This window comes from Elusimicrobiaceae bacterium (assembly GCA_017528825.1).
GTDB lineage: Bacteria > Elusimicrobiota > Elusimicrobia > Elusimicrobiales > Elusimicrobiaceae > Avelusimicrobium.
This window is the reverse complement of record JAFXOI010000001.1, coordinates 80,278-96,483: the sequence shown is the minus strand read 5'-3', so window position 1 is coordinate 96,483 and position 16,206 is coordinate 80,278. Positions and strand designations below refer to the sequence as shown.

Sequence of the window (16,206 nt, the reverse complement as noted above, 5' to 3'; positions counted from 1 at the left end):
AATTTATGACCCAAAAAACATTAAGAAAAGGCAATGAAGCTCTCGCCGAAGGCGCCATCCGCGCCGGGGCACGCTTTTTTGCCGGATACCCCATTACCCCGCAAAACGAAGTGCCGGAATATATGGCGGCTTATATGGCCGATGCCGGCGGCGCTTTTGTGCAGGCGGAAAGTGAAATTGCCGCGATTAATATGGTCTATGGTGCGGCCGCTACCGGTACACGAAGTATGACATCATCTTCTTCTCCCGGAGTGAGTTTGAAACAAGAAGGTATTACCTATTTAGCCAGTGCCGATTTGCCTTGTTTAATTGTTAATGTCATGCGTGGCGGCCCTGGACTGGGCAGTATTGGCGGTGCGCAGGGGGATTATTTCCAAGCTACGCGCGGTGGCGGTAACGGCGATTATCATGTGATTGTACTGGCCCCCAATTCCGTGGAAGAATTAGGCAATTTCCCTAAATTGGCTTTTGATTTAGCCGAAAAATATCGTATGCCGTGTATGATTTTGGCCGATGGTATTTTGGGTCAAATGATGGAAAGTATGGCGTTTAATTTTGACCCGGTAGATCCCAATCAACTGGGTAAATTTGACTGGGCGGTAGATATTGAAAAAGGGGCTCGCCCCAAAGCCAAAGTGTTTTCTTACAAAGGGGACAATTTAATTGCTGACGTGACCGAGCGCGCCAAACGCTATGGACTGATTGAAAAGACCGAAGCACGCTATGAAGAGCGCAACACCGAAGATTGCGACGTGTTACTCGTGGCGTACGGACTTTCCTCCCGCGCTTGTTTGGAAGCTGTTAATCACGCCAAAGAAACGGGCTTAAAAGTAGGACTGTTCCGTCCGATTACCTTGTGGCCGTTCCCGTCTAAACGCTTAGCGGAACTGGCCGGAAAATGCAAGGCGATTGTAACCGTAGAGCAAAGTTTAGGACAACTGGTGCAAGATGTGAAACTCGCCGTGGGAGATAAAACGCCCGTTTATTTGAAGGCCTATCCCGCCGGCGGCCAGCCGGAAGGAGCGGCGATTTTAGAGGCGTGTGAGTCGGCTTTGAACGGAAAAACCGACGGACTGTTTGACTTGCAACGCCATGCAGAAGGATTTACCTACGAGTGTAAACGTGACCTCGCTTTAGGGGTACAAGGTGACCGCAAAGGAGGCAACAAATGAGCACGATTTTAGCACAAAGACCCAAAAGTTTAACCGATAAACCCATGCATTATTGTCCGGGTTGCGGCCATGGAATTGTACACCGTTTGATGTGTGAAACGTTTGACGAGCTGAAAATTGCCGAGCGTGTGATTGGCGTGGCGCCGGTAGGATGTGCGGTATTTGCCGACGACTATTTTGCCTGTGATATGGTCCAGGGCGCACACGGCCGCGGCCCGGCGATTGCCACCGGTATTAAACGCAGTAAACCCGGCGCGATTGTGTTTTCCTATCAGGGAGACGGAGATTTGGCTTCTATCGGCATGGCGGAAATTGTGCATGCCGCGGTGCGTAGTGAAAATATTACCGTCATTTTTATTAACAATGCTATTTACGGGATGACCGGCGGTCAAATGGCCCCGACGACTTTGGTGGGCCAAGTAGCCACCACTGCCCCGAAAGGGCGCGACCCGAAATTGCAAGGTTGGCCGATTAATATGTGCGAAATGCTTTCACAGATTACCGGCGCCAAGTATTTAGAGCGCGTAGCGGTAGATACGCCGCAACACGTCATGGCGGCCAAAAAAGCCATTAAAAAAGCGTTTGAAAATCAAGTCAAAGGCGTCGGTTTTAGCATGGTGGAAGTGCTTTCCCAATGCCCGACCAACTGGCATGCCAATGTGGAACAAGCGCTGGAATTTGTGCGCACTAAAATGATGCCGCAATATCCGTTAGGTGTCTTTAAAGACGAGGGGGCCAACTAATGTATCAAGGAATTAGAATTGCCGGATTTGGCGGACAAGGGGTTATTTCGGCGGGCATTTTGCTCGCGCAGGCCGGTGTGGAAGATAAGAAAAATGCAAGTTGGTTGCCTTCTTACGGACCGGAAATGCGCGGCGGCACGGCCAACTGTTCGGTGGTGGTAACCGACGGGGAAGTGTATACGCCGATTGTGTCTGCTCCCAGTACGGTGATTGTGATGAATGAGCCGTCACTACCGAAATTTGAACCCATGCTCAAAAAAGGCGGACTTTTAATTTTGAACAGTTCGCTGATTAATTCCCGCCCGACACGCACGGATATTACCACCGTGTGTGTGCCGTGTAATGAGTTGGCCCAACAAGTGGGAATGGACCGCGTGGCTAATTTGGTGGCGCTCGGAGCGTTTATTAAACTAACCGGCACCGTCACACTAGATAGCGTATGTGACGCGATGAAAAAAGTATATAAACGCGCCAAACCGGAAATGTTGGAGCTCAACCGCAAAGCCCTACAAGCCGGATTTGATAGCGTGAAGTAAAAGGGAGTTTTAGAACAGAAATAAAAAGCCACAATTTTTATTGTGGCTTTTTATTTATCTAATAGGGAAAAGTATAAAGATAGCTTCCATTGCTTCCAATATATTTTCCACCTAATACCTTTTTACAAAATCCGCCTTGACCGGTAGTCATGTCTGATTTTTCAAAACAAACAATTTGTAATCTATCGGGAAATCTATCGTGCTGTTGCCCACTATCTCGCACTAACCATATAAAACCACTTTGTGCATACTTGCCTGTTAAATGCCTTAGCTCAATATAGCGCCAACCATGTTTATTATCATAAGAAAAGTATAATTGCCATTCGCCATTTGTAGCGATATTGGTATCTGTGCCAGTCCAATCGTCCGGTAGAATATGGCCCAAAGCATCAAAATTGGGAGCTAACGATTGCCCATGTTCTAAATCATACATTTCATTAGCTTGAATAACAGCTTTATATAAAGGAAGCATATTTATGATTTTAGATTTTTCGACTGCTTTTTCATATTGCGGTAAGGCAATGGCTGATAAAATACCGATAATCAGTACCACTACCAATAATTCTATTAGGGTAAACCCTTGTTTTTTATTTTTCATCTTATTCTCCTTATCTTTATTAAGTCGTCATGCTGAGTCGTCTTTGCTCAGCATCTCCTCCACTTTTACCTGTTTTGGAAAATAAGATGCAAAAACGGCTGTCATGTTTGAGCCTATTTCCCTAACCCAAAACAAAACAGCCGTAGTTTACCGTCAAAAACGATAAACATTCGGCACAAAACAACGGGTTTCGAAGGTCCGTTATTTTGTGCCTCAATCGGCTATTTTTGGAGGGAAATAGTGCCGCCGATTGGCAGCTCTCCGTATTCTGCATACGGTTCCAAAAACAGATTAAATTGTGTGCCGGGGGATCAGCCCGGGGTACTGCTATAACTCCTTTTTATAGTATAGTAATTTTTGGATAAAAAACAAATTTATTCCGCTGTATCTACCGCATAATAACGAATCAGGCGGCCTTCGGCTCGGGCGGTTTTGACACAAGAGTATAAGAAAAGGCAGGCCGGTAACAGCATTGCCAAACATCCCAAAAAGGCCATTTTTAGACCAAACAAGTCGGACACTTTGCCAATAAGCGTCGGGGAAATAGCATCCCCCAACGCATGAATGAGAAATATATTGACCGCAAAGGCCATCGAGCGTATCCGGCGGCTACTTAAAATGACTAATGAGGCACTAATCGGCCCCATGGGGATAAAAATACACGTTATTGCAATAAAAAAGGTAATGAGCGAAAACGGCATCCGGTGGCTTAAAATACCGGCCCCGCCAAAAGGAATGGTTAAAATCAAACTAGCCGCGATGACAATAAAATAGGCATAATTTGTTTTTTTAAGCAACCGGTCTGCCACGTGCCCACCTAAAAAAGTACCTAGCGCCCCCGCCCCAATAACCATACCACCGAAAATCATGCCTGCCTGTCCTAAATCTAAATGAAAGAAACGGTGCAAATAAGTGGGCATCCACGCGGATAAGCCACCCAAGACAAACGTTTGCATGGCATGGGCTAAACATAGGAAAAGAAACGGTTTGTTGCGCAGGAGTGCCAAATATTGTAGAGAAGAAGGCATAGCGCGGTTAGCTAGGTGGCGGTGCGGGCGGTCTTTGAGGAAAACAAAACTGAGCAGGCCTAAAATGGCCCCCGGTATCCCCATCAGCATAAACGCTGTTTTCCAGCCCCAGTATTTGCCCAAGAGGCCGCCTGTCAAATATCCCAAAGCGGCTCCCAACGGGAGCGCAAGTGCAAAATATCCCAAAATGGTGGCGCGCTTTTGCTTGGGATATTGTTCGGCCAGGAAAGGTTGCGCAATAGTAGTAAACCCGCCTTCGCCTATGCCGATAAATGCCCGTGTGCCCAGCAAGGAAAAATAATTTTTGACTAGTCCGCTACAAAAAGTGGCCGCGCTCCAAATCAGCGCGCTGGCGGCAATCCAGTAATGGCGGGGTTGCCGGTCGGCAAAAAAACCGACTATCGGGGCATAACACATATACACCAGCATAAATATAGAGGCCAATGTGCCAAGCTGAAAATCGCTGATTTGTAAATCGGCTTGAATGAGCGGAAAGACGGAAAACAGCACTTGCCTGTCTATGTAATTAAACAGGTTGAGCAAAAATAAAATCCAAAAAAATCTCCGTGCGTTCATTGTAGTTATTTTATAAAAAAATCGACTATAAATTTCCTTGAAATTTAACGGGAAATTTATATAATAAGTATAAGGAGGATGTTTATGAATATATTTAAGAAAGGTTTTACACTTATCGAATTGTTAATCGTCATGGTCATTGTGGCGGTCATGGTGACCGTTGCTTTGCCGCAATATAAAGTGGCGATGGAAAAAGGCCGCGCTATGGAAGGACTCCATAACGTACAAGCCATGAGCGAGGCGGCCAACGTGGCTTACATCAAAAATTACAATGCTTATCCGGCCACAGTGGATAACAATTTGTATGCCGGAACGAAGTCCAAATTTTTCAATATCTCGGTGGATAGAAAAAGTGCCAGCGAATTGCAAGTCAACGCGGAGAGAAGTAATTTGGGTGGCAACGGCTATACGATTTCTTTTACCAATAAAGATGGTGAAGTTACTGCCCGCTCCTGCAGTAGCAGTAGCAGTATGGGACAACGATACTGTAAAACTTTGGGAATTACCCAGCAGACCGTTCCCAGCAGTGGTGGAACCAGCGGCGGGACCAGCGGTGGAACCAGCGGCGGAACCAGCGGCGGCGGCAATAACGATGACCTCGGAGCAGCAGCTGACGAGCCCGGTCTGGGGGAAACCACGGAGTGTGAAGAACATTTTGAAGGATACAGTTGTGTCAGAACCTATACGGAAGAGGGATATAGTGAGAATAAATGCAGAGATGACTATTCCTCCTGCGTAGAAACGGTATACAGTAAAGATGGCACGAAATTAACGGAAACTACCAGCCGCTGCGAAGGAGAGGATAAGTGCGAAAAGGGCGTGACCAAAACCTACGATGAGAAAGGAAATATCATTTCGGAAACGGATAATGAAACTGGAACGACTATAGATTATATTTATGATGAGGATGGCCGTTTGACTCAAAAGGGAGATACTTACTACGAATACGGAGACGATGATAGATTGGCCTATGCCTGTACGGAAGGAAATTGTAAGGACCGTTTTGGCGGAATGGAAGAATCGTGGATGACTCGTTCCGGCAAAGAGGTGAACTATTGTATGGAAGGCCAGTGCCAGGCTTACACATACGATGATGGCGGCCAGCTCAATTATCAATGGAATTTCAATAAGGACCTGGATAAAGGTGTCGGAGTTGAGTATTTTGAAGGACAAACTGTTTTAAACGTATGTGACAGCAGCGGCAATTGTAAAGATGTGGACGTACCGGGCGGAGAAAACTTGTTACACAACTCTGTCGAAATCTCTTGGTCTTCAGACTATGGATTTGCCGTGCTGAATTTCTACAATGAAAAGGGAATGTTGACGAGCCAAATTGAAGTAAGAGACGATGGCGGCGGACGACAAAAACTTTACAATGAAGAAGGAGAACTCAAGGACGAATCGGAGTTCTAGTATTAGTTGATTTAGTTGAGTGCCGCCCCGTTTTATACAAAAGCGGGGCGGTTTTTTTATGCTAATCGGAAACTATTTTTTCAAGTAGGTTATTTGATTTTGCCGAAGGGCTTCAAATAAGGTAATAGCGGCCGATGAAGAAAGATTTAAGGAACGTACGGGCCCTGTCATCGGAATGGTGAAAAGACGGTCTTTGTAAATTTCGTAGAAGTCTTTGGGCAAGCCGCAGGATTCCGCTCCGAAACAGAGGTAACTGCCATCCTTAAACTCAGCATCCCAGTAAGCGGTTTTCCCTTTCGTGGAAAGGAAAAATAATTGCTCCCGGGTCGGTTTATTTACATCCAAAAATTCTTCCCAAGTTTCATAGCGTTTATAATCCAAATTAGGCCAATAATCCAGGCCCGAGCGGCGTATTTCTTTAGAAGCGATTTTGAAACCTAGTTTCCCTACCAAATGCAAACGAGTACCGGTAGCCACACAGGAGCGGCCGATATTACCGGTATTAAACGGGATTTCGGGGTTAATGAGTACGATGTTGAGCATAAGTTGTAAATTTCAATTAGTTTTTTAGGGCAATCATAGAAATGCTTAAAAAATTGAGTTTTAAGGGAGTATAATTTTTATTGTTTGAGCAAAGGTTACTTTGCAAGTTATAAAAATTCCCTTAAAACCCAATTTTTTATTTCTCAGATTGCCTAGCTTTTTGGTTACTTTTCTGCAATGAAAAAAGTAACAATTACTTACTCTTCCCAACGGATAAAGAACGGCATGAGTACATTGGGCACTTTATCGCAGGCGGGCAAAATACGCAAAGCATAATCTTGTCGTCCGCTGTTAAACGGAGAAATTTGCACGTCATAGATATAGGCTTCTCCGTCCTTTCCGGTACAATTCATATCTACGGCATCTTCTTTGTCGATATCTCCCAAAGCACCGCGTGTGCCTAAGTACAATTCTACTTGGACATCTTCCGGAGCTAAATTACCCAAAAATACTTTTGCTTTGAAATTTAATTTGTCTCCCATTAAAATGGCTTTGTCAAAGGAAGGAGTAATGTCTGTCACATTGACACGATACCAGTTATCCATAATTTTCTTACGCCAAGCAGCCACTTGTACGGCGGTATCATTTTGTGCCAAACCCTGGCCAAAATTATGTGCACCCACATAGAATTTTTCATAATACTCTTTGACCATACGGTTGGTATTGAAGAAAGGTGCAATTTGCTGAATAGATTTCTTCATTAACGCAAGCCAGGTGGGGGAGAATCCTTTTTCATTCTTGGCATAATAAGCGGGAGCAATTTCTTGCTCTAATAAGTTATAGAGAGATTCCGCCTCCACCGCATCACGTTCCGCATCGGAGCCGTATTTTTCCGCGCCGCCAATTGACCAGCCGAAATCACACGGGCCCACTTCGTCCCACCAGCCGTCCAAAATGGACAAGGCAAGTGCTCCGTTCACGGCGGCTTTCATGCCGGACGTACCGCTTGCTTCCATGGGGCGGATGGGGTTATTAAGCCACACATCGACGCCTTGCACCATATAGCGGGCGGTGTTCATATTGTAATCTTCCATAAATACAATTTTATTTTTGAAGCGAGGATCGTTTTGCGTTAAATTGTAGATGGTCTTAATAAATTCTTTTCCCATCGTATCGGCCGGATGTGCTTTTCCGGCGAAAACGAATTGCACCGGGCGCAACGGGTTATTGACGATTTTATCCAACCGGTCTAAATCTTTAAACAGTAAGGTGGCCCGTTTGTAAGTCGCAAAGCGGCGGGCAAAACCGATGGTTAATACTTCCGGTTTTAAGACACGATTGGCTTTGTTGACGGTCATAACGTCAAAACCCTGACGTTTGAGCTGCTGTTTTAAGCGTGTGCGTGCCATATTGATGAGCTTGACTTTGCGTTGGTTATGCACACTCCACAAATCTTCATCGGGAATGTCAGCCACTTTATTCCATATTTCTTGTTTGGACGGGTCTATTTCGTCGAGTTGGTTATTGTTATAGAGATATTTGCGATATAAATCATTGATTTCATGCGAAATCCAAGAGGAACTATGTATCCCGTTGGTAATACTGTCAATGGGCACTTCGTTGATGGGCAGTTGCGGCCACAAGTTGCGCCACATTTCACGGCTGACTTTTCCGTGCAATTTGGCCACTCCGTTGGCATAGGCAGTTAAACGTAATGCCAAAACGGTCATGCAGAAAGTAGTTGAATCGGATTTTTCTTTTCCAAGCGCCAAAAAGTCTTCCCAGGAAATTCCCATTTGTTGGGCGTAATATTCCATGTATTTGCGCACGAGCATAGGATCAAAATGTTCGTTTCCGGCAATTACCGGTGTGTGGGTGGTAAATACGGAAGAGGCCCACACAATTTCCCGCGCCTGAGAAAAATTCATTTGTCGAGCCTGCATGATATCCAAAATGCGCTGGATCAGTAAGAAAGCACTATGTCCTTCATTGATATGATATACGGTAGGGTGGAGGCCCATGGCAGCTAAGGCTTTCACACCGCCGATGCCCAGCACCACTTCTTGGCGGATACGATTTTCACGATCACCACCGTACAGTTTTTCCGTAATTAAACGTTGGGCCGGGGTATTTTCCTGCAAATTGGTATCTAGTAAATATAACTGGGTGCGGCCCACATCTACGCGCCAAATGCACGCTTTTACATTTTCATTAAATCCAAGTGGAATATCTACGGTAATTTCTTTTCCTTCTTGATTGAGTACCCGTTCTACGGCCATGTGGGCCCAGTCATTATCGGGATATTCTTCATTTTGCCAGCCTTCGCGGTTGAGCACCTGTTGTACATAACCTTTCTTATAGAATAGACCTACCCCGATAATCGGCATTCCAAGGTCACTGGCAGATTTGATATGGTCGCCGGCGAGCATTCCCAAACCACCGGAATAAATAGGCAACCCTTCTCCAATACCATACTCCATGGAGAAATAAGCGGTTAACATATTACCTTGTTCTTGTTTGTGTTCGTGATACCAAGTGTGCGGATTGTTCTTATAAGCATAATAAGCGTCTTTTACTTGGTTGACTTGCGCGACAAATTGGGCATCTTTGCTGAGTTCTTCAAGGCGTTTTTGCGGAACGCATCCTAACATCCATTTGGGATTTCGGTGGGAATCTGTCCAAAGTTTTGAGTCGATTTGCATAAACAACATAATAGCCGGCCAGTTCCAAGTGAACCACATATCATTGGCTAGTTCTTCTAAAAATTTGATGTTCTCCGGCAAATTTGGTTGTACATTGAAGGAATGAATTTTCATGACAGCTCTCCTTTTTAAGATACTTTTATTATATAAAAAATCCGCCTTCTATTGGGAAGGCGGATCTCAAAAAGCTTATTTTTTATAGGATGGCCGATAAAATGAAGAAATAGACAAACATTAAAATGAGCCCCAGCCCAAACGCTGCTTTGACCCATTCTTTGCTCTTAATTCCTAACTTGGAGGCACAAATAATGTTGGGAATGTTACCCGGAATTAGCATACCTCCGGAGATAATTAAACTCATCAATAAGAAAGTAATAGAGCGGTCTGTAATAGCGGGGGTAACCTCTATAGCGGCCAAGGTGGCATTGTCCAGCACGGCAGAAAGCATATTGATCCAATACAGCCAAGAGTCGCTTAAATAGGTAATGGTTTTCATGGCCAGTGGTTTGAGCCCGTCACCCAGCAAAGTTAAAGCCATGACAAATAAATATACCTTGCCGGCCCGCACAAAAATACTTTTGACGGTGTGTTCGCTGGCGGTATCGGCCGCTTTAGCTCCGGGAGCCTTGGTTTCGTCGGCGCGTAGGGAGCTGGCCATCCCTGCCATGAATAATACACCTCCCAACACATACCATCCTAAATGTTGAATTAAAAAGAAAAATCCGGCATGATGTGGTGCTCCGGATAATTTGGAAATGACTACCGTGCCTAAAGGTTCTCCAATAGCGGTTAACACAGCCCCCATACCAATGGCATAACACGAAAAAATGACCAGCTTGATGCGGCTTCTGCGGTCCAGCGGCAGCATAACAGCTACTTCTGCCAAAATGAGTGCGGCAATAATGGCGGTAATAATACTAGAGGTAAATCCCAATGCTGCCACAATGGTAAATAAGGTAATACGCAGGCCAAATTTTTTGACGGCAAATTGGGTGAGTTTTTGTAATTGGGAGTGAAATTGCTTAAATAATAACCCGGCAATCAGTACTGCGGCGGTAATTTTGATGGGGTCTTCCAAGGCCGCTCCTACTAGATGCCAGCTCCATACCTTGGAAACAGTTACGGCAAATGCCCCGCACAAAAACAAAAACGCTTCTAAATTTTCTTCTACTTTATGTACCGTTAACGGTAGAAACAGCACTACGACAATAAGTGCGGAGAGTAAGACCATTTGCAGGGTTGATAATTCCATGATTTTTATATTTCCTATACAAAAAATACGTCCCGTACGAGATTCGAACTCGTGATCTCCGCCTTGAGAGGGCGGCGTCCTGGACCACTAGACGAACGGGACTTATGCTATCATTTTATCAAATTGCGAGGCATAAGGGAAAGGGGAAAAATAAAATAGACTGTATGCGGTGACCCCAAAATGCCTACGCTTGATTTTTACTTTTTTTTTGTATCTTTTTACTGGTAGCCGTTTTAGCGCGTTATACACTTATTTTTGGCGCGCGAAAGGGTATATAAAAACAAGGAGCCAAACAATATGAAAAAAGGTTTTACCTTAATTGAATTACTCGTGGTGGTACTGATTATTGGTATTTTATCTGCCATTGCCTTACCGCAATATAAAACGGCGGTAGAAAAAGCTCGTGCAGTAGAGGTTGTAACACTTGCAAACAGTTGGCAAAAGGCTATAGAATTATACCTTTTAGAGAACGGATATCCTTCAGAGACTGTTGAGTTTTTAGATACTGAAAGTAGTGCAAAGGGAGAATTAGTAGTAGATGTGCCATTAGATTGCACAATAGATATGGGATATTGTAGTAGCAAAAATTTTGCTTTCAGGGCTTATTGTAATGATACATTTTGTCAGATAGAAGTGTGGCGTTATCAGAATGGGGATCCTGCAAATGATGCGGAATATGAATTGGCAGTAGGGACAGACAGTTCTGAAAGTTCAGGGTGGTTTAAATCATGTTTTGTTAATGATAGATACCCCTATAGTAAACATATTTGTAAAAGTTTAGAGGCTCAGGGGTGGGATGTTTATTAATAACGTTTCCTTTTACCGATACATCTAAGAGGTGAAATAATTGATCCTATAATACTTTTCATCCTGTTTTCTTAAAATGCTAAAATATCTATAAGATTTTTAGCATTTTTTATGTCCGAAGGAGATTTTCATGGAAATTGGTATTGTCGGATTGCCTAATGTGGGCAAATCTACCCTTTTTAATGCGCTTACCTGCGCAGGCGCAGAAGCCAGTAACTATCCTTTTTGTACGATTGAACCCAACGTCGGCATTGTGCCTATTCCCGATAAGCGGTTGGATAAATTATTTGAGATGTTCAAACCACCCAAGAAAACCGCGGCTTTTATTAAATTTGTAGATATCGCTGGTATTGTCAAAGGCGCTAGCCAAGGCGAGGGACTGGGCAATAAATTTTTGGCCAATATCCGCGAAGTGGATGCGATTATCCACGTCGTGCGTTTATTTGAAGATGAAAACGTGACCCACGTGATGAACTCGGTAGATCCCTTGCGCGATATTGAGGTAATTAACACTGAACTCATGCTGGCCGATTTGGAAAGTGCCACTAAAATTTGTGATCGGTTAGGTTCCAATGCCAAATCGGGCAAAAAAGACGCCATTGCCGCCTTTGAGCGGATGAAAGAAATCAAAGCCGCGTTGGAAAACGGCAAGCCGGTATCGTCTTTGGGGCTGGAGCCGGAGGAGTTAAAAGAGTATCAATTTTTGACCGCCAAACCCGTTTTATACGTGGGCAATAATTCTGAAAAACGCAACGTGGAAAATGCCGAAAAGGTGGCTAAATACGCCCGTGAAACCGGTGCCGGATTTGTGGAATTGTGCGTGAAGTTTGAAGCCGATATTGCCGAATTTTCCGAAGAAGAAAAGAAAGCGTTTTTGGCCGAAACCGGCAACGATTATACCGGCCTTGAAAAAGTGGTGCGCGAAGGCATGAAATTATTAAATCTTTGCACGTACTTTACCGCCGGGCCGGAAGTAGAAGTGCGCAGTTGGCTCATTCCCGTCGGCTGCACTGCTCCGCAAGCGGCGGGCAAAATCCACAGTGATTTTGAAAAAGGTTTTATTCGCGCCGATGTATACACCTATGATGACCTTATCAAATACGGCGATGAAAAGGCCTTGCGCGAACATGGTCTGATTCGCTCGGAAGGGAAGGACTATATTGTAAAAGACGGCGATGTGTGCCTGTTTAAAATCAATGCCTAGTATTACGTGTAAACATTTCAAACAATGTGGCGGTTGTGCGCTACTACACTTGTCTTATGAAGAGCAAGTGTCCAAAAAGGCCGCGTGTCTAAAAGAAACCTTAAAAGATTTTTGGTCCCAAGATATTCCGGTTACCCAAACAGATCATCCCGAATTTTTCCGCAATAAAGTGGAGCTTGGTTTTTGCCGTCAGCCAATTTGGAAAGAGCCTTTTGATAAAAAAGTCAAACGCGATAAAACCTTGCCGCTGGAATTTGAACAATGCTTCGGCTTTAAGCTCAAAGGCCGTTGGGACCGTGCGGTAGATATAGAGGAGTGCCACACGTTTGATGCGCAGATGATTGATTTGGTGCGGGCCGTGCGCGCCTGGGCCAAAACAGAAAATTTAGAGTATTACGATCACCGCAAACATACCGGCATTTTGCGTCATTTGATGTTGCGTGTCGGCAAAAACACAGGCGAGCAAATGGTGGTGTTATTTGTAACGGATGATGTACCTGAAAAAACCTTTGTCCAAGCGGTAGAAAGTGTGTGGCCGCAAGCCAATATCTTGCTGGCGGTAAATACCTCGCTGGCCGATACCGCCGCGCCGGAAATCTTGCGCGTGCTGAAAGGACAAGACCATATTTGCGAAAAAATTATTTTAACAGGGCCCGACGGTAAAAAAGAAAGAGAAGTCACTTTTACTCTCGCGGCACAGGCGTTCTTTCAGACCAATACGCTTACCGCTCAAAAGATGTACAGTCGCGTGCGGGGGCTGGTCAAAAAAATATCCCCGAAAATCATTTATGATTTGTATGGAGGTGCGGGCAGTTTTTCACTCTCTTGCGCGGATTTGTGCGAAAAAAGTATTTGCGTGGAGTCTGTTGCCCCTGCCATTTACAATGGTATTGAAAACGCCAAAATCAACGGGGTCAAAAATGTGCAATTTTTCTGTGCCAAAGTGGAAGATTTCGTCAAACAGCAACCGATAGAGAAAAAAGACGCGCTGATTATTGTGGACCCGCCGCGCAGCGGTATGCATCCCAGAGCCGCCAAAGCGGTGGCTGAATCGGGTGTGGCAAATGTTTTGTACATTTCGTGCAACCCCGTAACACTAGCCAACGATTTGAAAATTTTAACGCAATCTTATGAAATACTGGACGTGGAAGCGTTTGATTTCTTTCCGCATACCGAACACATCGAAACGCTCGTACAATTGAAATTAAAATGATCGTAGAACAGGCCCTTAATTCCTTAAATCCGCAACAAAAACAGGCCGCCTTATATGAGGACGGCCCGTGTCTGATTGTGGCAGGTGCGGGAACGGGCAAAACCAAAACGCTGACCACCAAAATCGCTAAACTTATTGAGGAAGGATATTCTCCGTACCGCATTTTGGCTGTTACCTTTACCAATAAAGCCGCACAGGAAATGCGCGAGCGTGTGGAACAATTAGTCCCCGGCCAAAGCCGCCAAGTGTGGATACATACTTTTCACTCATTTGGCGTGCGTGTGTTGAGGCAAAATGCCGAAAAAATAGGTTTGTCTAAAGATTTTGCCATTTATGATGAAAGCGAGCAAAAGCGTGTAGTCACCTTACTACTTGAACAGCTTGGCGTTAAAGACCCTAAGAAAGAAGCAGGGCAAATTGTCGGTACCATTTCCCGTGCCAAAGATGATGGAATTACCCCGGAGATGTTGACCACCTCCGCTATGCAAAGCGGTCTGGATTATCAAATTCGCGCCGCGGAAATTTACAGACGTTACGAACAAAAACTCAAGGAAGCTGGCGCTTTGGATTTCGGAGATTTGCTCGTTAAAACCTTACAACTTTTCAAAGAGCACGAGGATGTACGCACGTATTATCAGCAGTTTTTCCAATATGTATTAGTGGATGAGTATCAGGATACAAACCATACCCAGTATCTCATCACGCGTTTGTTGGCTGAAAAGCACCGCAAGTTGTGTGTGGTGGGCGACCCGGACCAAAGTATTTATTCATGGCGTGGGGCGAACATCCGCAACATTTTGGAATTTGAAAAAGATTTTCCGGATGCCAAAATTATTACGCTGGAGCAGAATTATCGCTCCACAAAAGTGATTTTGGATGCCTCTAATAAACTCATTACCAAGAACACGCAACGTAAAGAAAAAAATCTCTTTACCGATAAACCGCACGGCGATGAAATAGAAGTGCGGCAGGCTCCTACCGAAGGCCAAGAGGCCGATTGGGTCGCCAAAACCATTAAATATCAAATCGATGTGGAAGGGAACTCATTAAATGGTATTGCGGTTTTCTACCGCACTAATGCACAGAGCCGTAATTTTGAAGAAAAATTCCGCCGTTATCAAATTCCCTATCGCTTGGTCGGTACGGTGCGTTTCTATGACCGAAAAGAAATTAAAGATATATTGGCGTATGCGCGGCTATTGATTAATCCCAATGATGATATTAATTTGTTGCGCGTTATCAATACGCCCACGCGCGGGCTGGGCAAAACCGCCCAAGAGAAATTTATGTCCTATGCCCAAGCCAATCATATTTCTTTATATAGCGCCTTAAAAGCGGTACAAACCGTGCCGGATTTAACCCCGCAAGCGCGGCGCGCGGCACTGGAATTTGTGCGTTTAATAGAGGGTTGGCGAGCGGCTGTTTTATTCTCTACCCCGACGAATTTGATGGATAAAATAATTAAAACGTCCGGTTACGAAGCAATGCTTGAGTCGGAGTTGGAAAAAGACCCCGAAGCTGAGTCCCGCTTGCAGAACTTAGACGAATTAATTAATGCGGTCAAGGAATATGAAGAACGCAAAGAAGAGCCCTCTTTATCAGATTTTTTGCAGGAAGTTTCTTTGATGACTGGTACCGATGATTCCCAAGCCGGTGAAAGCGGGGCCGTCACGCTGATGACAGTGCATTTGGCTAAAGGGCTTGAGTTTAACACCGTGTTTGTCACCGGTTTAGAGGACGGGCTATTCCCTATTCATAGCGATGATGAAAATGAGATGGAGGAAGAACGCCGTCTTTGCTACGTTGCTATGACACGTGCGAAAGAAAAATTGTTTATGACTTACGCCGCACAACGGCGTCGATATGGCGAGCTCAAAGACAATGTCCCCTCTCGCTTTTTATTTGAAAGCGGCTTGTTAAAAGAGGAAGACCGGGAACAGTACGAGCAAAGCCGTCCGCGTTATGATAATTTCCGCACGAAGTATGGATTGTATGGCCAAGGCGGCGGTTTTTACGGTGGGCAACGTAATAAAAGTGGATATCAAGGCAGTTTTGGCCGAAGTGCGGATAGTTACAATGGTTTTGAAGGATTTGTTAGCCGCAGTAAATTTCAGAAAAAATACGATGAACACGGCTACGAGATAGAAGAAGTAGATCTTGATTACGCGCCGCGTCGTTTTGCCACTTCGGATTCACGCCGGCATTTCCCAAATACTTCTGCCCCTAAACAAGAAAAAGGCACCTCCACTACTACAGGTAATGGCAAGACGGTAACGGTGGGGGGAAAAGTAAGACATGGCGTCTTTGGAGAGGGACAGATTACTGCCGTGGCCGGCTCGGGGGACAGTTGCAAGATAACGGTGCAATTTGGCAAAGGCGTCATGCGCACCTTTATGCTTGCCTTTGCTCCGCTGGAAATTTTGTAGCAAATCGTGAAAAGATATACGCGGAGCAAAAATTTCGCTCCGCGTTTTTTGTT

The 16,206-nt window shown here is 44.9% G+C and carries 11 protein-coding genes, 1 tRNA gene and 2 pseudogenes; 8 read left to right on the top strand and 6 right to left on the bottom strand.

Features of this window, described 5'->3' with window-relative positions:
* The first annotated feature begins 5 nt into the window (after positions 1 to 5).
* From vorB to IKN49_00430, 3 genes are read left to right on the top strand one after another with little or no spacing between them, the layout of a single operon-like run.
* Positions 6 to 1,172 carry a 3-methyl-2-oxobutanoate dehydrogenase subunit VorB gene (gene vorB, locus IKN49_00440; protein ID MBR3631529.1) on the top strand — a complete coding sequence of 389 codons (1,167 nt, stop codon included), beginning with the start codon at positions 6 to 8 and terminating at the stop codon, positions 1,170 to 1,172.
* Entirely contained in the window at positions 1,169 to 1,915 is a 747-nt protein-coding gene (locus tag IKN49_00435; protein MBR3631528.1) for a 2-oxoglutarate oxidoreductase, read from the top strand. Before vorB ends, IKN49_00435 begins: the two co-directional genes overlap by 4 nt.
* Positions 1,915 to 2,451: a 2-oxoacid:acceptor oxidoreductase family protein gene (locus IKN49_00430; GenBank protein ID MBR3631527.1), complete on the top strand. Its 537-nt coding sequence runs from the start codon at positions 1,915 to 1,917 to the stop codon at positions 2,449 to 2,451. The genes IKN49_00435 and IKN49_00430 overlap by 1 nt, the downstream gene beginning before the upstream one ends.
* Positions 2,452 to 2,932: 481 nt before the next feature.
* Here IKN49_00430 and IKN49_00425 read toward each other — a convergent pair.
* Both IKN49_00425 and IKN49_00420 read right to left on the bottom strand, forming a co-directional pair.
* A pseudogene (locus tag IKN49_00425) lies at positions 2,933 to 3,049 on the bottom strand (prepilin-type N-terminal cleavage/methylation domain-containing protein).
* A 374-nt stretch (positions 3,050 to 3,423) separates the two neighbouring features.
* Positions 3,424 to 4,653 (bottom strand): MFS transporter, encoded by a 1,230-nt coding sequence (locus IKN49_00420; GenBank protein MBR3631526.1) that lies wholly within the window; start codon positions 4,651 to 4,653, stop codon positions 3,424 to 3,426.
* Between the two features lie 84 nt (positions 4,654 to 4,737).
* Here IKN49_00420 and IKN49_00415 point away from each other — a divergent pair, with 84 nt between their 5' ends.
* Positions 4,738 to 6,066 carry an RHS repeat protein gene (locus tag IKN49_00415; protein ID MBR3631525.1) on the top strand — a complete coding sequence of 443 codons (1,329 nt, stop codon included), beginning with the start codon at positions 4,738 to 4,740 and terminating at the stop codon, positions 6,064 to 6,066.
* Positions 6,067 to 6,138: 72 nt separating this feature from the next.
* On the opposite strand, the gene IKN49_00410 is transcribed toward IKN49_00415, so the two are convergent.
* From IKN49_00410 to IKN49_00395, 4 genes are all read right to left on the bottom strand, one after another.
* Positions 6,139 to 6,609, bottom strand: a complete 471-nt coding sequence (locus tag IKN49_00410; protein ID MBR3631524.1) for a tRNA (cytidine(34)-2'-O)-methyltransferase — start codon at positions 6,607 to 6,609, stop codon at positions 6,139 to 6,141.
* 197 nt (positions 6,610 to 6,806) lie between these two features.
* The gene (gene glgP / locus IKN49_00405) at positions 6,807 to 9,365 is read right to left on the bottom strand and encodes an alpha-glucan family phosphorylase (GenBank protein ID MBR3631523.1); all 2,559 of its coding nucleotides are present in this window, start codon (positions 9,363 to 9,365) and stop codon (positions 6,807 to 6,809) included.
* Between the two features lie 82 nt (positions 9,366 to 9,447).
* Positions 9,448 to 10,503 (bottom strand): DUF1646 family protein, encoded by a 1,056-nt coding sequence (locus tag IKN49_00400; GenBank protein MBR3631522.1) that lies wholly within the window; start codon positions 10,501 to 10,503, stop codon positions 9,448 to 9,450.
* Positions 10,504 to 10,531: 28 nt separating this feature from the next.
* A tRNA-Glu gene (locus tag IKN49_00395) sits at positions 10,532 to 10,605 on the bottom strand.
* A 195-nt stretch (positions 10,606 to 10,800) separates the two neighbouring features.
* On the opposite strand from IKN49_00395, the pseudogene IKN49_00390 reads away from it, so the two are divergent.
* From IKN49_00390 to IKN49_00375, 4 genes and pseudogenes are all read left to right on the top strand, one after another.
* Positions 10,801 to 10,908, top strand: a pseudogene (locus IKN49_00390) (prepilin-type N-terminal cleavage/methylation domain-containing protein).
* Positions 10,909 to 11,434: 526 nt separating this feature from the next.
* Positions 11,435 to 12,514, top strand: coding sequence for a redox-regulated ATPase YchF (ychF, locus tag IKN49_00385; protein MBR3631521.1), 1,080 nt, complete (start codon positions 11,435 to 11,437; stop codon positions 12,512 to 12,514).
* A complete protein-coding gene (gene rlmD, locus IKN49_00380; GenBank protein MBR3631520.1) occupies positions 12,507 to 13,727 on the top strand; it encodes a 23S rRNA (uracil(1939)-C(5))-methyltransferase RlmD in 1,221 nt (406 codons plus the stop codon). Before ychF ends, rlmD begins: the two co-directional genes overlap by 8 nt.
* Positions 13,724 to 16,153, top strand: coding sequence for a UvrD-helicase domain-containing protein (locus IKN49_00375; protein ID MBR3631519.1), 2,430 nt, complete (start codon positions 13,724 to 13,726; stop codon positions 16,151 to 16,153). The genes rlmD and IKN49_00375 overlap by 4 nt, the downstream gene beginning before the upstream one ends.
* Positions 16,154 to 16,206 lie beyond the last annotated feature (53 nt).